Source organism: Serratia aquatilis, assembly GCF_044865145.1.
In the GTDB taxonomy this organism is placed as follows: Bacteria; Pseudomonadota; Gammaproteobacteria; order Enterobacterales; family Enterobacteriaceae; genus Chania; species Chania aquatilis.
In genome coordinates, this window is record NZ_CP173186.1 from 4,379,400 (window position 1) to 4,399,844 (window position 20,445).

General features: G+C 50.2%; 17 protein-coding genes and 1 other annotated feature (1 of these 18 cut by a window edge). Of the genes, 5 read left to right on the forward strand and 12 right to left on the reverse strand.

The features are described 5' to 3' along the window. Window positions 1-4: 4 nt before the first annotated feature. Complete coding sequence (gene ribF / locus SAQUA_RS19755) at window positions 5-943, reverse strand: bifunctional riboflavin kinase/FAD synthetase (protein WP_380678783.1); 939 nt, start codon at window positions 941-943, stop codon at window positions 5-7. A 422-nt stretch (window positions 944-1,365) separates the two neighbouring features. Here ribF and rpsT point away from each other — a divergent pair, with 422 nt between their 5' ends. Further along, entirely contained in the window at window positions 1,366-1,629 is a 264-nt protein-coding gene (rpsT, locus tag SAQUA_RS19760; protein WP_380678785.1) for a 30S ribosomal protein S20, read from the forward strand. 457 nt (window positions 1,630-2,086) lie between these two features. Beyond that, window positions 2,087-3,202 (forward strand): fimbrial protein, encoded by a 1,116-nt coding sequence (locus SAQUA_RS19765; RefSeq protein WP_380678787.1) that lies wholly within the window; start codon window positions 2,087-2,089, stop codon window positions 3,200-3,202. Window positions 3,203-3,292: 90 nt separating this feature from the next. On the opposite strand, the gene nhaR is transcribed toward SAQUA_RS19765, so the two are convergent. From nhaR to SAQUA_RS19790, 5 genes are all read right to left on the reverse strand, one after another. Beyond that, window positions 3,293-4,192: a transcriptional activator NhaR gene (gene nhaR, locus SAQUA_RS19770; RefSeq protein WP_380678789.1), complete on the reverse strand. Its 900-nt coding sequence runs from the start codon at window positions 4,190-4,192 to the stop codon at window positions 3,293-3,295. Between the two features lie 162 nt (window positions 4,193-4,354). Beyond that, window positions 4,355-5,521: a Na+/H+ antiporter NhaA gene (gene nhaA, locus SAQUA_RS19775; protein ID WP_380678791.1), complete on the reverse strand. Its 1,167-nt coding sequence runs from the start codon at window positions 5,519-5,521 to the stop codon at window positions 4,355-4,357. 233 nt (window positions 5,522-5,754) lie between these two features. Then, the gene (gene dnaJ / locus SAQUA_RS19780; protein WP_380678793.1) at window positions 5,755-6,882 is read right to left on the reverse strand and encodes a molecular chaperone DnaJ; all 1,128 of its coding nucleotides are present in this window, start codon (window positions 6,880-6,882) and stop codon (window positions 5,755-5,757) included. Window positions 6,883-6,988: 106 nt separating this feature from the next. After that, window positions 6,989-8,902 carry a molecular chaperone DnaK gene (dnaK, locus tag SAQUA_RS19785; protein WP_380678795.1) on the reverse strand — a complete coding sequence of 638 codons (1,914 nt, stop codon included), beginning with the start codon at window positions 8,900-8,902 and terminating at the stop codon, window positions 6,989-6,991. Window positions 8,903-8,994: 92 nt separating this feature from the next. Further along, entirely contained in the window at window positions 8,995-9,165 is a 171-nt protein-coding gene (locus tag SAQUA_RS19790; RefSeq protein WP_380678797.1) for a hypothetical protein, read from the reverse strand. A 61-nt stretch (window positions 9,166-9,226) separates the two neighbouring features. On the opposite strand from SAQUA_RS19790, the gene satP reads away from it, so the two are divergent. Continuing rightward, window positions 9,227-9,826, forward strand: coding sequence for an acetate uptake transporter (gene satP / locus SAQUA_RS19795; protein WP_380678799.1), 600 nt, complete (start codon window positions 9,227-9,229; stop codon window positions 9,824-9,826). 61 nt (window positions 9,827-9,887) lie between these two features. Here satP and SAQUA_RS19800 read toward each other — a convergent pair whose 3' ends face one another. The 3 genes from SAQUA_RS19800 to tal all read right to left on the reverse strand — a co-directional run bounded on the left by SAQUA_RS19800 (window position 9,888) and on the right by tal (window position 13,048). Then, entirely contained in the window at window positions 9,888-11,174 is a 1,287-nt protein-coding gene (locus SAQUA_RS19800) for an MFS transporter (protein WP_380678801.1), read from the reverse strand. 128 nt (window positions 11,175-11,302) lie between these two features. Continuing rightward, window positions 11,303-11,890 carry a molybdopterin adenylyltransferase gene (gene mog / locus SAQUA_RS19805; RefSeq protein WP_380678831.1) on the reverse strand — a complete coding sequence of 196 codons (588 nt, stop codon included), beginning with the start codon at window positions 11,888-11,890 and terminating at the stop codon, window positions 11,303-11,305. Between the two features lie 204 nt (window positions 11,891-12,094). Continuing rightward, window positions 12,095-13,048, reverse strand: coding sequence for a transaldolase (gene tal, locus SAQUA_RS19810; RefSeq protein WP_380678803.1), 954 nt, complete (start codon window positions 13,046-13,048; stop codon window positions 12,095-12,097). A 361-nt stretch (window positions 13,049-13,409) separates the two neighbouring features. On the opposite strand from tal, the gene SAQUA_RS19815 reads away from it, so the two are divergent. Further along, on the forward strand, window positions 13,410-14,843 hold the full coding sequence (locus SAQUA_RS19815; protein WP_380678805.1) for an alanine/glycine:cation symporter family protein: 1,434 nt from the start codon (window positions 13,410-13,412) through the stop codon (window positions 14,841-14,843). Between the two features lie 78 nt (window positions 14,844-14,921). Next, window positions 14,922-15,695, forward strand: coding sequence for a peroxide stress protein YaaA (gene yaaA, locus SAQUA_RS19820; protein ID WP_380678807.1), 774 nt, complete (start codon window positions 14,922-14,924; stop codon window positions 15,693-15,695). 37 nt (window positions 15,696-15,732) lie between these two features. Here yaaA and thrC read toward each other — a convergent pair whose 3' ends face one another. From thrC to thrA, 3 genes are read right to left on the reverse strand one after another with little or no spacing between them, the layout of a single operon-like run. Then, window positions 15,733-17,022 carry a threonine synthase gene (gene thrC, locus SAQUA_RS19825; RefSeq protein WP_380678809.1) on the reverse strand — a complete coding sequence of 430 codons (1,290 nt, stop codon included), beginning with the start codon at window positions 17,020-17,022 and terminating at the stop codon, window positions 15,733-15,735. Next, window positions 17,019-17,954, reverse strand: a complete 936-nt coding sequence (gene thrB, locus SAQUA_RS19830; RefSeq protein WP_380678811.1) for a homoserine kinase — start codon at window positions 17,952-17,954, stop codon at window positions 17,019-17,021. The genes thrC and thrB overlap by 4 nt, the downstream gene beginning before the upstream one ends. Window position 17,955: 1 nt before the next feature. Next, a complete protein-coding gene (gene thrA, locus SAQUA_RS19835; protein ID WP_380678813.1) occupies window positions 17,956-20,415 on the reverse strand; it encodes a bifunctional aspartate kinase/homoserine dehydrogenase I in 2,460 nt (819 codons plus the stop codon). Between the two features lie 25 nt (window positions 20,416-20,440). Next, window positions 20,441-20,445 (reverse strand) — a sequence feature (Thr leader region) (it continues 114 nt past the right edge of the window).

Genomic DNA, 20,445 nt, shown 5'->3' on the forward strand with positions numbered 1-20,445 from the left:
AAGATTAAGCCAGTGTCTGTAGCCCAAAAAACTTCCGGGCAGTCACCACATCATTGGCGATTTGTTGCTTCAGCGCATCGAGCGAAGCAAAACGCTGTTCATTGCGCAATTTCGCGCGGAGCACCACATCCAGATGGCGCCCATATAGATCTATTGTGATATCCAGCAAATGCACTTCCAGTTGCTGGCGCACGCCAGCCACGGTAGGACGCGTGCCGATATTGGCCACGCCTGGTAAAGGCTCAGCGCCCAGGCCATAAACGTCAACGGCATAAACCCCACTGACAGGGGCTACCAGGCGTTTAAGCGGCAGATTTGCCGTCGGGAAACCGATGGTTCGCCCGAGCTCATCGCCATGCACCACGCGCCCTGAAATACTGTAAGGATGCCCAAGCAGCTTCTCAGCCAGTGGCAGGTCATCGTCACGCAACGCATTACGAATGGCGGTGCTGCTGATGCGCTGGTTGCCTTCACGGAAAGTAGGTGTACTGACCACCTCAAAGCCATATTCCGCCCCGGCCTTCTGCAGCAGAGGGTAATCCCCCGTGCGGCCAGCACCAAAACGGAAGTCATCACCTACCATCAGGAATTTCACACCCAGTTTATCCACCAACAGCTCAGAGACAAACGTCTGTGCGGTATTAGCGGCAAAACGAGGATCGAATTTAACGCACAACAGGTAGTCAACCCCGGTTTGCGCCAGATATTTAGCCTTGTCACGCAGGCGCGTAAGGCGGGCTGGAGCCTTATCCGCGGCGAACAGCTCCAACGGCTGCGGCTCAAAGATCATGACGATCACCGGCAGACCGAGGCGTTGCCCCTCATGTTTCAATTGCTCCAACAGCACCTTGTGACCACGATGTACGCCGTCAAAATTGCCGATGGTGAGCACACAACCATGGTGGCGTGCTCTGATGTTATGGATGCCGCGAATTAGCTGCATAGCTGGCTCAAAACGGTGGAAATCGGCGGATTATACCTTGTACAGCGGTTAAGGTTAACCCGCGATTGTTTTGTTTGACGTAATAGCCATACCATACCGGAGCAAAATCACCTTCACCACCGTTAATCCACATCAATGCGTGCTATATTGTAGCTGGCCGATCTTAGGCGGCAGCCTGAAAAACGACAGGGGGATCCCCTGGCAGGGGCTTGCGGAGTATAATGCACAACGTGTCGCGATTTTTATTGCGAAACACTGTATTCCCATAGCCGAAGCTGGTAAAATCCTGCGCCATCACAACATAGCAAGTGCCGCCCGTACAAACGGCGCTTATTTGCACAAATCCATTGACAAACGAAGGCTAAAAGGGCATATTCCTCGGCCTTTGAATTGTCCTCAATAGATATTTTGGGAGTTTGACCTTGGCTAATATCAAATCAGCTAAGAAACGCGCCATACAGTCTGAGAAACGCCGCAAGCATAACGCTAGCCGTCGCTCAATGGTGCGTACCTTCATCAAGAAGGTAGACGCAGCTATCGCATCTGGCGATAAAGCAGCAGCAGAAAGCGCATTTCTCGTAATGCAACCACTTGTGGATCGCCAGGCAGCAAAAGGTCTGATCCATAAAAACAAAGCAGCGCGTCATAAGTCAAACCTGACTGCACGTATCAACGCAATGCAATAAGCCTTGCGTTGGCTGCTTGTTAAAAAAACCGGTCAAGGCCGGTTTTTTTACGCCTGAGGCGTGAAAAACGTTATGAAATCCTTGTTGCTCACACGCTGATGCAGGATCGTTCGTTAGGCAAAATCTTCACTCAAGACTTCACATAACAGACTGGTCCGGCACTCACGCAAAAACTTCCCCACCTTCCCGTTTTTTACATTCTATTGCACAGAATAAAACCAGTAACGGTATTGTTAATAATATATTTCACCTTTCAAAAAAGCTTAAAAATAAATATACAGCTCATTAAATGCATTACTAATAATATCAGTTACCAGTTAGTAACATTTATTAATTATCTTTTATTATAATATATAAAATAATTTAAAACGATCGAGTTTATTGATCATAACTCTAGCTTTTGCTATCCTTTCCGCACACATCGCTCGATGTAAATCAATGGGATAAGGAGTTCATCTTGACTAGCTATAGATATAAAATATTTAGTGCTCTTAACCATAAAGGTAAAACTTTGTGTAAGGTGAATATCTTCCAGCAAGAGAATACGATTAAGGCAGCGATAATATCAGGTTATAAAATAAAATTAACTTTACTGCTTTTTCTTGTTTTGCTTGGGAAGCAAACCGCCTATGCCAATGTGCCAAATACCATGTGGGCTAATCCTGGGGAAAATGATTTTATCGTAGAGATGGGCAATATATCTTTCCCGAGCTACCTAGCAGGAACTACCGTGATGGCATACTACGTATCGCAAGTTGATCCCAGTGGCTATGCCGTGTACTATGATAATGAGACAGGTAAAAGTGCTGTCGCCATCTATGGTTTAGTAGACTCCCTTCTTCCTGTTTCCGATATCAATCCCGGTTATCTAAAATTGAATGACTTTCTTGACATAAAGATTTTTATTTTACCGGGCGGAAGATTGGATTCTTGGTTTTTTATGGGCTCCTACGCTATGCCTAAAGGTCATCACAGGACTCAACCGTGGGGGTTTGGACTCAATGGATACTTATCCTTAAGACTCCGTAAGGATGTTATTGGTGGCGCTGTAATAATGCCACGAGACCAGGTAGTTGCCTCTAATTTTTTTCTCTCAATGTATGTCAGCGGGATGGCAGAAATTCCACGAAACCCACTCCCAGTTTTTCGCATCATTCTTAAAGGGCAAACGCTTCCAGTACCTGTACAATGCAGTATCCAGGCTGATAAAAGGGATGTGGATTTTAGAGATCTAAGCAGTACAGATATTACCCTGGACGGTAGCCGCTATGGTCAGGAGATCCAACTCACTTACCGTTGCAACACCCCACGTACCTTGCCGATAAAAATCAATATGCTCGCTGATAACAGCACCTTCTCCAGCAATTATATCGCGACCAGTAATCCCGATCTGGGCATCGTGGTGAAACACAGCGGTAAAACGGTTAAACCCTGGACTAGTTTTGACACTATGTTAGTTGATGGCACAGGAAGCGATCGTCTCTATGTTGCCCCGGTAAAAAACCCTACGGCCAAAACGATAGCAACCGGTGACTTTACCGCCAATGCCGTTCTGGTACTTTCCATTCAGTAATAAAATTTTTTTATTAAATTTATCTACCGGCACTCTCCCGTAGTAAATTTAAATCAAAAAAGCTGCTGAGTGGCTGGCAGACTTTTATGCCTAAAGTGCAAACAGCGCTGAGAAATCCTTGTTGCATACCCGCTGTACAGCCGGATGCTGGATCATTCTTTCAGCAAAAATAATGTAATACTCTTCTTGAACACTGTCGATACGCCCTATCTCAACCACATCATCATTGGCATAAGTATCAATGGCGTAGAGCGTCGGTGCCACAAAGATTGCATTGTGATACAGGCCAAAAGCCTTCATCAATGCCGCATCATCAAACTCGCCCAGTATTTCGACTTGTATCCCTTGCGTATTGAACCAATTGAGCAACTTGCGCCCCAGCATGGAACGTCTGCCAGGGATAAGTAACCGGCGCTGTTCCAAGCAAGCAGGAAACGGCAGCTCCGGCACCGGTTGTCGGCAGAAGAAACTGACCCCACACTCGCCCAGTTTTAGCGAAAATAGACCTTCTTGCTGGCTTGAATCGACCGGGCAATCCGAAAGGATCATATCTAGTTTATGCTGGCTTAGTTGCTCGAGCAGCATCTCATGAGTTGATTCAAAACAGCGCAGGTGAATTTGTTCGTTATCTACTACTACTGCGGCTTCTAATACCTGGCTGACCAGCCGTTTAGATAACGCATCCGCCACCCCAACATCAAACAACAGGTTGGATTCCTTACGATAATTAACGATATCCAGCATTTCCTGGCTAAGCATGAACATTTTATCGGCATAGCGGAAGACCAACTGGCCCAGCTCAGAAGGGACCAGCCCACGTCCTTGGCGCTTGAATAACTTACCGTCGAGACGTTCTTCCAGTGCTTTGATCTGGCCAGTAATGGTTTGCGGAGTGAGGAATAGAGCTTCTGCGGCACCAACTACCGATCCCGCCTTACAAACCTGCCAGAAGTAATACAGATGGTTAAAGTTGATGTGCGACATTCTCACGAATTGCTCTCCTTAGGTTTCTCATCGGCAAGCGGTTTGCCGTTATGAGCGACAAGTTCCCTTTTTATTTCAGACAACCACAAATCTACCTTCATACCCAGCCAATTAACGAAGCAGCTCGCCTTTCACTCTGAGCTGCTCCGAAAACCCAATCAGGGGCTATTATTTTCTGTGTGGCAGTGACTGGCGCAGCAAAGCGTAGCCAACCAGTGCTGCGGTTGTCGACCCCAATAATATCCCCAATTTGGAATAGGTGAGGAGAGCCGCATCCGCATCGGCAAATGCCAAAGAGGCAATAAAAATCGACATGGTAAAACCAATACCACAGAGCACAGAAACCGCAAAGACTTGTTTAAAGCCAATGCCTTCCGGCAACCGCGCAATGCCCAGTTTCACTGCTATCCAACTGAAAGCGAAAATCCCCAATGGCTTACCGATCAGTAATCCCGCCGCAATCCCTAACGGCAGCAATGAAGTCAACCCGCTTATAGATACGCCTTGTAGGGAAACCCCCGCATTGGCAAAGGCAAACAGTGGCAGGATCAGGAACGCAACCCAAGGGTGCATCTCATGCTCCAGGGTTTCGGAAGGCGAAGGCCCATTTTTGACATTCAGCGGTATCATAAAGCCGATAATAACCCCAGCCAGCGTGGCATGCACACCAGACTTGAGGACCGCCACCCAGAGCACCAGCCCGACAATCATATACAGGGAAGTTTTGCCTACCCCACGCCAATTCATGATGGCTAAGGCGACGATTGCAACAGCTGCAACGCCCAACGCCACCATTGATACCTGATTGGTATAGAACAGCGCAATAATGATAATGACACCGAGATCATCAATAATCGCCAGCGCCAGTAAGAATACTTTTAAACTGGTCGGCACGCGGTTGCCCAGTAATGCCATCACACCCAATGCAAAAGCAATGTCAGTTGCCGCTGGGATCGCCCAACCTTGCCGCGTAACTTCATCAGCGCCGTTGAATAGCAGATAAATCAGCGCCGGTGCCAGCATGCCACCAAGAGCGGCGATCGCTGGGAATATAGCCTTATCACGCCCAGCCAATGAACCTTGCATCAGTTCGCGTTTGACCTCTAGGCCAACCACCAGGAAAAAGATGGCCATCAGTCCATCGTTAATCCACAGCAACAGGGGTTTGGCAATCTCTAGCGAGGAGATTTTCACCATCACCGGCAAGTTAAGGAAGGCCTGATAAACTCCTTGCAAAGGAGTATTAGCCATGAGTAGCGCCACGACCGCGGCAACAATCAGGATAATTCCCCCTGCCGCCTCCTGGCGTAAAAATTGACGAATAATATTAGTCACAGTACGTCACTCCAGATGATAACAGGCGTTGTTGCCTTTGATTTCCAGACAATATACTGAGTATAGGCTAGGTTTAACTTCGAAAAAACAAGTTTATAACCATTAGATAACTCGGTTTAACCGAGTTATTTGACTATTATGTCACATTTTTTATAAGGGTATTAATAGAAAGGCGAAAAAAAACCCCGGTCTGTAGAACCGGGGTCTATTATGTAGCGAACAGAAACAGCCGTTTAACGCGTCAGATCGTCAAAAAACTTTTTCACACCGTCGAAGAAGCTTTTCGAACGTGGGCTATTTTTGTCACCAGAAGGGCCTACCAGGCTTTCCTCCAGTTCTTTCAGTAATTGTTTCTGCTTATCGTTCAGATTCACAGGGGTTTCTACCACTACGCGGCACAGCAAATCACCCTGGCTACCACCACGTACTGATTTCACCCCTTTACCGCGCATACGGAACAGCTTACCTGTTTGGGTTTCTGCTGGCACTTTCAGCTTGACACGACCATCCAGCGTAGGGACCTCAATCTCACCGCCCAGCGCAGCCATAGCGAAGTTAATAGGTACTTCGCAGTAAAGGTTATTACCTTCTCGCTCAAAGATCGGGTGTGTTTTCACCTGAACCTGAACATACAGATCGCCTGCTGGCGCACCATGTTCGCCAGCTTCTCCTTCACCGGCCAAACGAATGCGGTCACCGGTATCAACACCAGCCGGGATCTTCACCGACAATGTTTTGGACTTTTCTACGCGCCCATGACCATGACATTTGTTGCACGGATCCTTGATGATCTGGCCACGTCCATGACAATGTGGACAAGCCTGCTGCACGGTGAAAAACCCTTGGCGCATCTGTACCTGACCTTGCCCATGGCAGGTTGGGCAGGTAACCGGTGAACTGCCTGGTTTGGCGCCGCTACCGTGGCAGGTATCACACTCTTCAAGCGTTGGAATGCGGATCTCTTTGGTAACACCGCGCACCGCTTCTTCCAGTGTCAGATCCATGTTGTAACGCAAGTCGGAGCCTCGGCTGGCACGCTGGCGGCGTCCCCCACCGAAAATATCACCAAATACGTCACCAAAAATGTCGCTGAAGTCCGCACCACCGCCACCAAAACCGCCTCCGCCCATACCGCCTTGTTCAAAAGCAGCATGACCGTACTGGTCATAGGCAGCTCGCTTTTGAGGGTCATTCAGAACCTCATAGGCTTCCTTGATCTCTTTAAATTTAGCCTCAGCGTCTTGTTCCTGATTGCGGTCAGGGTGAAACTTCATCGCCAGGCGCTTATAGGCCTTTTTGATTTCACGCTCATCTGCCGACTTGGTTACGCCGAGGATCTCGTAATAGTCTTTCTTCGCCATTATTTTGCTTACCCTTAACATGCGTACACGGGCGTAGAGTTGCCTCGACGCCCGTGCTGGTTTCCGGTTACGGCCCTTTGGCCTCGCCGTGCCCGCTTAAGGGCGATTATTTTTTGTCTTTAACTTCTTCAAATTCAGCGTCAACAACGTTGTCGTCTTTCTGAGCCGCGTTGTCCGCACCGGCATCAGCACCTTGAGCTTGCGCCTGAGCCTGGGCCATTTCCAACAACTTGCCGGAAACCTGCACCAGAGCCTGGGTTTTCGCTTCGATCTCGGCTTTATCTTCGCTCTTAACCGCCGCTTCCAGATCTTTCAGTGCCGCTTCGATAGCCGTTTTGTCTTCTGCTGGCAGCTTGTCGCCTGCTTCTTCCAGTTGCTTACGGGTACCGTGGATCAGGTGATCCGCCTGGTTACGCGTCTGCACCAGTTCTTCAAACTTACGGTCAGCTTCAGCGTTCACTTCTGCATCACGCACCATTTTCTGGATTTCTTCTTCATTCAGACCTGAAGAAGCCTTGATGGTGATCTTCTGCTCACGGCCGGTATTCTTGTCTTTGGCAGACACGTGCAGAATACCATCGGCGTCGATATCGAAAGTCACTTCGATCTGCGCCATACCGCGTGGTGCTGGCTGAATTCCGTCCAGGTTGAACTGCCCCAGAGACTTGTTGTCTGCCGCACGTTTACGCTCACCCTGCAGCACATGAATGGTTACCGCTGCCTGATTATCTTCGGCAGTAGAGAACACCTGGCTGTGCTTGGTCGGGATCGTGGTGTTCTTGGTGATCAGTGGCGTCATCACGCTGCCCATGGTTTCGATACCCAGTGACAACGGGGTAACGTCCAGCAGGAGAACGTCTTTCACATCACCAGCCAACACACCACCCTGAACTGCAGCACCAACCGCAACCGCTTCGTCTGGGTTAACGTCTTTACGCGGCTCTTTACCGAAGAAATCAGCAACTTTCTTCTGAACCATAGGCATACGGGTCTGGCCACCGACCAGGATCACATCCTGAATGTCAGAAACAGACAAGCCAGCGTCTTTCAGTGCTACTTTCAACGGCTCGATAGAGCGAGCTACCAGATCTTCTACCAGTGACTCGAGTTTGGCACGGGTCACTTTGATATTCATGTGTTTTGGACCGCTAGCGTCTGCAGTAATATACGGCAGGTTAACGTCGGTCTGTTGAGCGGAAGAGAGTTCGATCTTCGCTTTCTCGGCAGCTTCTTTCAAACGCTGCATCGCCAGCGGATCGTTACGCAGATCCATACCCTGATCTTTCTTGAACTCTTCAACCAGATAGTTGATCAGACGGCTGTCAAAGTCTTCGCCACCCAGGTGGGTATCACCGTTGGTTGCCAATACTTCAAAGGTTTTCTCACCGTCAACATCGTCGATCTCAATAATTGAGATATCGAAAGTACCGCCACCCAGGTCATAAACTGCGATAGTGCGGTTGCCCACTTCTTTGTCCAGGCCATAAGCCAGGGCCGCAGCAGTAGGTTCGTTGATGATACGTTTGACTTCCAGGCCAGCAATACGGCCGGCGTCTTTGGTTGCCTGACGCTGAGCATCGTTGAAGTAGGCTGGTACAGTGATAACCGCTTCGGTTACCGGCTCACCCAGGTAATCTTCTGCCGTTTTCTTCATTTTCTTCAGCACTTCAGCAGAAATCTGCGGTGGTGCCATTTTCTGGCCTTTCACTTCTATCCAGGCATCACCGTTGTCAGCTTCAACGATTTTGTAAGGCATGATTGCCTTGTCACGCTGTGCTTCTTCATCTTGGAAGCGGCGGCCAATCAGGCGCTTGATCGCGAACAAAGTGTTTTGTGGGTTAGTAACAGCCTGACGCTTAGCAGGCTGACCAACCAGAATTTCACCATCCTGGGTATATGCAATAATTGAAGGCGTTGTGCGATCGCCTTCGGCGTTCTCCAACACACGTGCCTTGGCACCATCCATAATTGCAACACAAGAGTTGGTTGTACCCAGGTCGATACCAATAATTTTGCCCATCTAAACATCTCCACTAATAAATTCATAATCGGTCAGGTTGCTAACCTATATGTGGGCGATTTTTTACTTTTCAACTGCCCGCCATTACAGTATTACGCGCGGTTAGCAACTGCGGTTGACAATAAGATGGGGCCATAAGCAACAGCATCAAGGGCCAGGATAAAAAAAAATTCGGTTTTATCACCTGCCAGATCATTGTTTCCTTTCATTGGGATCATTATCATGCCGCGCGCTCTGATGGAAGTTATGGTTTTTTCGTCCATTCAAGCCAATTATTAATTAACCTATCCATTTTCGTTAAAATTCTGTTATCACAGAGGACATATGCACACCAACAAGTTGGCGAATCCCGGCCCACTGGGTCTGATGGGCTTCGGGATGACCACCGTCTTGCTGAACCTGCACAACGCGGGTTTTTTCCCACTGACTTCAGTTATCATCAGTATGGGGATTTTCTTCGGTGGCATGGCTCAGATTTTTGCCGGTATTCTCGAATATAAGAAAGGTAATACCTTCGGCTTGACCGCTTTTACCTCATACGGCTGTTTCTGGCTGAGCCTGGTAGGCATTCTGCTGTTGCCGCGTATGGGTTTGGCGGATCCTACCGACGCCGCATTCCTTGGCGTCTATCTGGCACTATGGGGCGTGTTTACTCTGTTTATGTTCTTCGGAACGCTGAGTGCCAACCGCGCGCTACAATTCGTGTTTGCCAGCCTGACTCTGTTATTCGCCCTACTGGCCGTAGGCAATATCACCGGTAACCATGCAATCCTGACGTTTGCTGGTTATGAAGGCATTATTTGCGGCGCCAGCGCTATTTATCTGGCCATGGCCGAAGTCATCAATGAGCAGTTGGGCCGCACCGTTTTACCCATCGGCGCAGTTGGAGCCCAAACGGCAACGCGGACTGCCGTGACTGCTTGAAAGTAATTAGGTCGCAATACAAAAAAGCCCTGCGGAGTGAAACAGCAGGGCTTTTTTTCAATCAGTTGGGCTTTTCACTGTTCAAATCGCGATGCAGGTAGATCCCCAGCAACAAGCCCACCGCCGACAAAGTCAGAACGTAGTAAGCAGGTGCTAACGGGGTTAACTTCATAAGCAACGTGACAAATATCGGGGTTAAACCACCGAAAATGGCGTACGCAACGTTATATGAAAACGAGATCCCGCTAAATCGCACTTCTGCCGGGAAAGCCCGCACCATTACGTAAGGTACCGCGCCCACAATACCCACACTGAACCCGACCAAAGCGTAAGTAACAAACAGCATCTCTGGGTGCGTGCCCACCGACTGATAGAAGAGCCAGCTACACCCGGCCAGCAACAGACTGCCGACAATAAAGGTTTTGCTGGCCCCAAAGCGATCCGCCGCCGAACCCGACGTAATACACCCAATAAACAGCATAACAATCGCCACGCTGTTAGCCTGCAGCGACAACGCAGGGGCAATCCCAAACTGTTTTTGCAGGTAGGTTGGCGTCATCAGGATCACCACAACAATGCCTGCGGACAACAGCCAGGTCAGCAGCATCGAAACCACTACCTCTTTCTTATGGTTTACTACCACAGATTTGAGTGGTAACTCCTCCGCCAACGCCTTACGCGCCTGCATCTCAATAAAAATGGGTGTTTCCTGCAACCAACGGCGCAGATACATGGCAAACAGGCCAAAGATACCACCCAGGAAGAATGGAATACGCCAGCCGCCGTCGTGGATCGCCTGTTGACTGAGCGTGGTATTAATCAGGGTTGCCACCAGCGAGCCAATCAAAATACCGGCCGTTAAACCAGCAGTCAGCGTGCCACAAGCAAAGCCGATACGCTTGCGCGGCACATGCTCGGCCACAAACACCCATGCACCCGGGACTTCACCACCGATAGCAGCACCTTGCAGTATTCGCATCAACAGCAGTAACAGTGGAGCCGCAATGCCGATAGTGGCATAGGTAGGCAACATCCCCATTGCCAGCGTGGGTAATGCCATCAGCAAGATACTCAAGGTGAACATCTTTTTGCGGCCCACCAGATCGCCGAAGTGCGCCATAATAATGCCACCCAACGGCCGTGCCAGATAACCTGCCGCGAAGATGCCAAATGTCTGCACCTGACGCAGCCATTCAGGTATGTCTGCCGGGAAAAACAGATCGCCCATAACGGCTGCAAAGAAAACAAAAATGATGAAGTCATAAAACTCCAACGCGCCGCCCAAGGCAGCCAAGGTCAGAGTTTTATAGTCTTGTCGGTTCAGCCGACGATTACTATCGTGATGCATAAGATACCGTTAGAGGAAATAGAAATAACAGAGAAAGCGCGGTGGCCATCTGTAAAAAGATCATTACTATAACGGCAAATTATTTTCACACCAAATCGGCTGAATAATATTTCACAGGTCGCTGAAATTTAAGGTGTTGCATCACGGCGTGCATTCTTGGGTCTAAATGCAGCAACCACTGCCTCATGAGTTTCCACATAGGGCCCCTCCAGCAGTTGAATACAATAGGGCACACTGGCAAAAATACCGTGAACCACTACCTTACCCTGCGGATCCTTCACGCCTTCCAACGTTTCCTGGATTGATTTGGGTTGCCCTGGCAGGTTAATAATCAGCGCCTGTTTGCGGATCACGCCAACCTGGCGGGAAAGAATTGCCGTTGGGACATAGTGTAGGCTGATCTGCCGCATTTGTTCGCCAAAGCCCGGCATCACACGATCGGCGATAGCCAGTGTTGCATCAGGAGTTACATCACGCCGGGCCGGGCCTGTGCCGCCCGTTGTCAATACCAGGTGGCATCCCATTTCATCCACCAGTTCACACAGAGTATGCTCGATCAACGTCTGTTCATCAGGGATCAACCGCGTTTCCAATTTGAACGGTGTCGCCAGTGCATGGCTCAGCCACGCTTCCAATGCAGGGATCCCCTTATCCTGATAAACACCCCCGGAAGCGCGGTCAGAAATAGAAACCAAACCAATGCGTAATATGTCCATGCTTAACCTCTGTCGCTGATGTACTTCAGGCAGGTTATTTTCCTGCCCTGTTTTCCCTTTCATCGTTCCTATTGTTGCCTGAAGCATTTTGCAACGATAGAAAGGAGATTGATGGCAAAAGTATAAGGTGTCTGCCCGGCAGCGTGGATATCAACAATAAAAAAAGGTGGCCTGAGCCACCTCTATCAGCACGTATTGCCATGATTACAGCAGATCGGCGATCATTTTTTCCAGCTTACCCTGGTCTACTGCAAACTTACGGATACCATCGGTCAGTTTCTCAACCGCCATTGGATCCAAGTTGTGCTGCCAATAGAACTCAGGCTCAGTCAACGGCGCAGGGCGCGCCTTCACTTCACCGGTATACGACAATTTGCGTTCCAGAGAGCCCTTAGTTTCAGCTAACTCTTTCAGCAATGAAGGAGCGATAGTCAGACGATCACACCCTGCCAGCTCGATAATTTCACCCACGTTACGGAAGCTTGCTCCCATAACCACGGTTTCGTAGCCATGCTGCTTGTAGTACTGGTAGATTTCGGAAACAGACACCACGCCTGGATCTTCATGCGGGGCAAACTCTTTCTTATCACCATTGGCCTTATACCAGTCGAGAATACGGCCAACGAATGGGGAGATCAGATAGACACCCGCTTCGGCACAGGCACGCGCCTGCGCAAAGGAGAACAGCAACGTCAAGTTACAGTTGATGCCCTCTTTTTCCAGACGTTCAGCGGCACGAATACCTTGCCAGGTTGAGGCAAGTTTGATCAGGATACGGTCGTTACCGATGCCAGCTTCGTTATAAAGTTTAATCAGGCGCTTGGCTTTGGCAACGCTCGCTTCAGTGTCGTAAGAGAGCCGTGCGTCTACTTCGGTGGAAATACGGCCCGGAACCAGTTTCAGGATTTCCAGACCAATGTTGACTGCCAGTTTGTCTGCCGCGTCAGCCACTTGCTGGTCGCGATTGTTACTTTGCTCGCGCGCCCAAGCGATAGCGTCATCAATCAGTTTACGGTATTCAGGAATTTGAGCTGCATTAAGGATCAGCGAAGGGTTGGTTGTTGCATCTTGCGGTTGATACAGCTTCATAGCAGCGATATCACCCGTATCCGCAACTACCGTAGTGAACTGGCGTAGGGAAGTTAATTTATCGGTCATGTTGGCATTATCTCATCGTTTGTGCATGAACTTTTGGCATCGTTCAATCCTGCCCTGCCCTGATAATAACATGCACGAAGCACGGTGCAAGGCACGAAAGTCATGCTTACACAACGGTCGTTTTATCCTTGTACGAGCAACCGTTTACGCCGGATTATTCGTAAATAACGAATAAACAGGACGGCATTTACGCGCTCTCAGCATTGTAAATTATGTTAAATTCGCGACCGTTAAAATATTAACATCTAAAACACCAGAAAAATCCTAGAATCAAAAACTATACTAACTTTAGCTAATCGTTTGTCTAGGCTAACCCGATAATGAAGCCTAGTACGTTTCGGCAATAAACCAGGAGAAACCGGTGACGGACCTGATCAAATTTATCAACGATATCCTTTGGGGATCGGTATTGATCTATCTGCTGCTGGGTACCGGTATCTATTTCACTTTACGTACCCGGTTTATACAGATCCGCTGCTTTCGCCACATATTTTCCGTTCTGAAGAGCAGCACCAAAAGCGACGGTGCAGGGATCTCTTCATTCCAGGCATTATGTACTTCGCTGGCAGCACGTGTCGGCACCGGTAATCTCACTGGTGTGGCGATAGCCCTCACCGCCGGTGGCCCTGGAGCCATCTTCTGGATGTGGTTGGTCGCTTTCATCGGTATGGCTACCTCGTTTATTGAAAACACGCTAGCCCAACTTTATAAAACCAAAGACGACCACGGTAATTACCGTGGCGGCCCCGCTTTTTATATGGAAAAAGGGCTCGGTATGCGTTGGATGGGCGTACTGTTTTCAATTTTCCTTATCGTCTCTTTCGGTATGGTATTCAATGCAGTACAGGCCAACGCGATTGCTCAGGCCAGTAACGTAGCTTTCAATTTCGATCCTATGTACGTCGGAATTACCTTGGTTATTCTGAGTGGCGCAGTGATCTTTGGCGGTCTCCGTTCCGTCGCTAGCGTGGCAGGAAAAATCATCCCCCTTATAGCAGGCGCCTATCTGTTGCTGGCTGTATGGATAATAGGCCAGAATATAGAGCATATTCCGGCTATTCTGGCGTTGATATTCAAGAGTGCTTTCGGTATTCAGGAGGCGGCTGCCGGCACGCTGAGTTACACTATTTCGCAGGCCATGACTCAGGGCGTACAGCGTGGGCTGTTTTCTAACGAAGCAGGAATGGGTTCAGCGCCCAACGCAGCCGCTTCAGCAACGCCCTACCCGCCTCATCCAGCTTCGCAAGGGTATGTACAGATGCTCGGCGTGTTTGTCGATACCATCGTGATTTGCACTGCAACGGCAATGATCATTCTTGCTTCTGGTGCATTGGATCAATCCACCACCGATATCAGTGGCATTGAGCTGACTCAGCGTGCACTAACTCTCGCTATTGGTTCATGGGGGGCGCCTTTCGTCGCGATTGCCATCTTTTTCTTTGCCTTTACTTCGATTATTGCCAATTATGCCTACGCCGAAAGTAACCTGATTTTCCTTAAGCGCAACCATCCCGTGGTGTTGCTACTTTTCCGCTGCATCGCCCTGGGAATGGTTATGTTCGGTTCAATGGCAGAATTATCCGTAGTATGGAAAATGGCCGACATCGCCATGGCCCTGATGGCTATCACCAATCTGACCGCTATCCTGTTGCTGTCAGGCATAGCGCTCAAACTGGCCGAAGACTATAACCACCAACGGTTTATCGGCAAAATCCCCACGTTTAACATCCGTCGTTATCCCGAATTGGAATCTCAACTCGAACCTGGTATCTGGGAGCCTGACAAGCCGCGTTAACACCACTCGCGGTCATCACTCCTGCTCTTGAGCGCTTTTTGCTACAGTACCTGCACGTAGATAAAACAGGATGTGCCCATGCTCGTTATTATTTCACCTGCCAAGACCTTGGATTATGAGAGCCCGTTAGCAACCGAACGCTTTACGCACCCCGAGTTGCTGGATAAATCAGAGGCACTGATCAAAGTCTGCCGTTCACTAACGCCCGCACAAATCTCCAGTCTGATGGGGATCAGCGATAAGCTCGCCGGGCTGAATGCCGCACGTTTCGCAGAGTGGCAGCCCACATTCACCCTGGAAAATGCGCGCCAGGCGTTGCTGGCATTCAAAGGCGATGTGTATACCGGTTTACAGGCCCAAGACTTCAGCGAAGAGGATTTCGACTTTGCGCAACAACATCTGCGGATGCTGTCTGGTCTTTACGGTGTTTTACGTCCGCTGGATCTGATGATGCCCTACCGGCTGGAAATGGGCCTTAAGTTGGAGACCAAGCAAGGTAAAGACCTGTACAGCTTCTGGGGCAACCAAATAACCCAAAAACTCAACCAGGCACTGGAGCAACAGGGTGACGACGTGGTGGTCAATTTAGCTTCCGATGAATATTTCAAGTCGGTAGTCACGTCCAAGCTAAAGGGAACGCTGATCAAACCGGTGTTCCTTGACGAAAAGAACGGCAAATACAAAGTCATCAGTTTTTATGCCAAGAAAGCACGCGGACTCATGAGTCGCTTTATCATCAAGAATCGCCTGACAAAGAGCGAACAACTGGTTGATTTCAATCTGGAAGGGTATGCCTTCGATGAGGCATCTTCTGCGGGTAACGAGTTGGTTTTCAAACGGCCGGAACAATAAAGTAGTGGCCCCTTTCAACCGAAAGGGGCCGGTAGCTTTACGCTGGTAAGGTCATCAGGAATTCACGTAACCTGCCAAAATCAGCCGCCATGTTATGGGATAACAGTGGCAACTCTGCGCGCTCTGCCAGAGCACTTGGTAACGGTAGCTCTTGCCCGAGGATCGCTTCCACACTTTCTTTGAACTTGGCCGGGTGAGCCGTGCCCAAGAACAGCCCAAACTCCCCTTCCTTCAGTTGGTCGCGTAGCAGGCGATAGGCGATTGCAGCATGAGGTTCAGAAAGATAACCCAAGGCTGCCAGCTCTTTCATGGTGTCTTTGGTCGTTTCATCGCTCACCGCACCGTGGCCCAGATCTTTAAGTTGCCAGACTTTACGGCGGAAGAGTTCCTCTACACGCGGCCAGTTGTTTGGCTGGCTAACGTCCATAGCGTTGGAAAGTGTCGCCACCGTGGTTTTCGGTTGCCATTGGCCATCGCTCAGAAAGCGCGGCACGGTATCGTTAGCATTGGTGGCCGCGATAAAACGCTTCACCGGTAGCCCCAGGGACTTTGCCAGCAGCCCGGCGGTCAGATCGCCAAAGTTACCGCTAGGTACCGAAACCACCAGTTGGTTACGCGCTTCCTGTGGGAGCTGTGCTACGGCCTCAAAGTAGTAGCAAATCTGTGCCAACAGGCGACTGATATTGATCGAGTTTGCCGAATTCAGGTGGACAGCATCTTTCAGTTCCTGATCGTCAAACGCCTGCTTAACCAACGCCTGGCAGGCATCAAAATCACCGTCAATGGCTATGGTGTGGATGTTGCCACCCAGAGTACAGAACAGTTTTTCCTGCAGCGCACTGATTTTACCTTTCGGATACAGGATCACCACACGCACGTTTTTCAGCCCATAAAATGCATGGGCAACGGCTGCACCGGTATCACCCGAAGTCGCGGTCAGGATGGTGACAGGTTCATCACCCGCCACTTCTGCCAACATTTGCGCCATAAAGCGGCCGCCAAAGTCTTTGAACGCCAGCGTTGGGCCATGGAACAGCTCCAGACAGGCAATATCGCTCTCAACCTGCGCCAATGGCGCCGGGAACTCAAAAGCGGCTTTAACGCGTTTATACAGCGCTTGTTCACCGATCTCATCGCCAATAAAAGCAGACAGGATCTTGCTGCTGCGGGTGACGAAATCCATCTCCAGCAGTTGGTCAATTTCCGTCAGTTCGAATTCAGGTAATTCCAGCGGAAAGAACAGCCCTTGTTGTTTGCCCAGGCCCTGTTTGATCGCCTGCGCAAAGCTGACCTGTTCGTTATGATCTTTAAGGTTGTACAGTTTCATGCGTTATCCAATAGTCGAGCGCCTGCAGTATCCAGACGGCAAATATGAACAAAACCTTCATCGTTTTGCAGATAGTGGTTAGTCAGCCAATCAGCCATGCGCTGGGCGGTAGCACCGTCATCACAGACAGCAAACAGCGTGGGGCCGGAACCGGAAATTCCGCAAGCCAGCGCACCAATATCCTGTGCAGCTTTGCGGGCTTCCATGAATCCAGGCAACAGGCGCGTGCGGTACGGTTCAGCGATCACATCTTGCATCATCTTGGCCGCCAGACGTGGTTGCTGGGTGTGGCAAGCGTGAATAAAGCCCGCCAGATTGCGGCCATGGGCGATGCAGTCCTGTCGACGATACTGCGCAGGTAAAATGGCGCGGGCTTCCGCAGTAGAAACCTTGATACCCGGATAAGCCATTACCCAGAGCCATTCCTTAAAGCTGGGGACTTCCTGGCAAATGTAACCCTCTTCTTCCAGCATCAGTTGCAGACCACCGAGATAACAAGGCGCAACGTTATCATAATGCACGCTGCCAGAAATCCGCCCTTCCAGCTCGCCCATCAGCGTCAGCAATTGCATTTTGTTGAGAGGGTTGTGGCAAAACTCATTCATTGCCATCAACCCTGCCACCACCGAACAGGCACTGGAACCCAGTCCAGAACCGATCGGCATGTTCTTTTCCAAGCGCATCGCTACTGGGATTTCACGTCCGATTTCCTGACAAAAACGCTCCCAGCATTGGTAAACAATGTTCTGTTTCGGATCGGTCGGCAGTTTGCTGACAAAACGCCCGCCATTTTCCAGGCTAAACCGAGTGGCTGCTTCCACACTCACGCAATCACCGAGCAGCGTGCCGTCGATGGGGGAAACCGCAGCTCCCAAAACGTCGAACCCAACGCTGACGTTACCAATTGAGGCCGGTGCATACACCTTAACCATATTAGACTCCCAACTTCCATGACAGTGTGCGCAACAGGTCGGCAAACACGCCTGCGGCGGTCACATCATTACCGGCACCATAACCACGCAGCACCAGCGGTAATGGTTGATAGTAACGGCTATAGAAGGCCAATGCATTCTCGCCGTTCTTGACTTTATACAATGGATCGTTGCCATCTACCGCATCGATACGCACCTGACAGCGGCCATCTTCGATCGCACCAACATAACGCAGTACCTTACCTTCCGCTGCCGCAGCAGCTACGCGGCGGTTGAACTCGGCATCCAGTTCAGGCAAGCGCGACATGAAGGTTTCCACATCACCACTGGCATCAAAGGACGGTGGCAGTACCGATTCAACTTCAATGTCACTCAATTCGAGCGCATAACCAGTCTCACGCGCCAAGATCAGCAGCTTACGGGCAACATCCATCCCTGAGAGATCGTCACGCGGATCCGGTTCGGTATAGCCATTAGCCTTGGCCTGTGATGTGGCTGCCGACAACGACATTCCTTCATCCAGTTTGCCGAAAATAAAGGACAGTGAACCTGATAGGATGCCAGAGAAACGTGTCAGCTCATCGCCAGCATTCAGCAGGTTTTGCAGGTTTTCGATAACCGGCAGGCCCGCGCCCACGTTAGTGTCATACAGGAATTTGCGGCGCGACTTCGCGGCAGCGGTGCGCAGCTGCTGATAATAGTTCATCGAAGAGGTGTTAGCTTTCTTGTTTGGCGTTACCACGTGGAAACCATCTGCCAGGAAATCGGCATACTGATCGGCTACTGCCTGGCTGGACGTACAGTCAACAATCACCGGATTAAGCAGATGACACTCCTTCACCAGACGGATCAAGCGGCCCAGATTGAAGGGTTCTTTGGCACTCGCCAGTTCATCGCGCCAGCTTTCAAGCTTGATACCGTAAACATCCGTCAACATGGCGCGCGAATTGGCAATACCACAAATGCGCAGGTCGATGTGCTTTTGCTTCAGCCAAGGTTGCTGGCGGTAAATCTGCTCGATCAGCGCGCCACCTACGCCGCCAACGCCAATCACAAATACCTCAATCACCTGATCGGTGTTGAACAGCATCTGGTGGCTGACACGTACCCCTGTTGTCGCAGAATCATTGCTGACAACCACTGAGATAGAACGTTCTGAAGAACCTTGGGCGATAGCAACAATATTGATGTTGGCGCGTGCCAGTGCAGAGAAAAATCGAGCAGAAATGCCACGTAGCGTGCGCATGCCGTCACCTACGACCGAGATGATCGCCAGGCGTTCCATAACGTCCAGAGGCTCAAGTACGCCGTCTTTCAGCTCCAGGTAGAACTCATCCTCCAATGCGCGACGCGCGCGTTGCAGCTCGCTCTGCGGCACACAGAAGCTGATGCTGTACTCAGAAGAGGACTGGGTGATCAGCACGACCGAAATTCTGGCCCGTGACATGACGGCAAACACCCTGGCCGCCATACCGACCATTCCTTTCATTCCCGGCCCTGACACGTTGATCATCGCCATGTTATTCAGGTTGGTGATGCCTTTCACCGGCATATTGTCATCCACGCTTTCGCCACCGATCAACGTGCCGGGTGCCTGCGGGTTGGAGGTGTTTTTAATCAGACATGGTATTTGGAATTGGGCAATCGGGGTGATGGTACGGGGATGAAGCACTTTAGCACCGAAGTAAGAGAGCTCCATCGCCTCCTGATAGGACATCGATTTCAATAGTCTGGCATCGGGTACCGTGCGCGGATCACAGGTATAAACCCCATCCACATCCGTCCAGATCTCGCAGCAGTCAGCACGCAGGCAGGCAGCCAGCACCGCTGCGGAATAATCGGAACCGTTACGCCCCAAGACGACCAGTTCACCTTTATCGTTGCCCGCAGTAAAACCCGCCATCAAAACAATATGGTCAGCAGGAATAGCCAGCGCGGCGATGCGCCGCGTGGACTCGGCAATATCCACGGTAGATTCCAGATAGTTGCCCTGCGCCAACAATTTCTCGACCGGGTTGATGACGGTGACCGGATAGCCCTTGGCTTTGAACACTCCTTCCATAATGGCAATGGAAAGCTTTTCGCCTCGGCAGATGATCGCCGCATTGACACCATCAGGGCACTGGCCCAGCAAGGCAACTCCATGCAATACCTGTTTTAACTGGGCGAACTCCTGATCGACCAGCCCCTTCAGGCGATCGTACTCAAAGCCAGGCAGCGCTTGTGCCAAGCCTTTCAGCAAATCAGCAAAGATGCGCTCGGCGTCGCTCATTGTTGGCTGAATATCAAGGCCTGCAGCCGTTTTCTCAATCATTGCCACCAAATGATTAGTAATCTTGGCGGGTGCGGATAATACCGTGGCCACCTGTCCCTGACGTGCATTGTTCTCCAAGATATCGGCAACGCGCAGAAAACGTTCTGCATTCGCTACCGAGGTTCCACCAAATTTCAGCACTCGCATTTCTGTTATCTCCTGAATTTATGCCGAAAA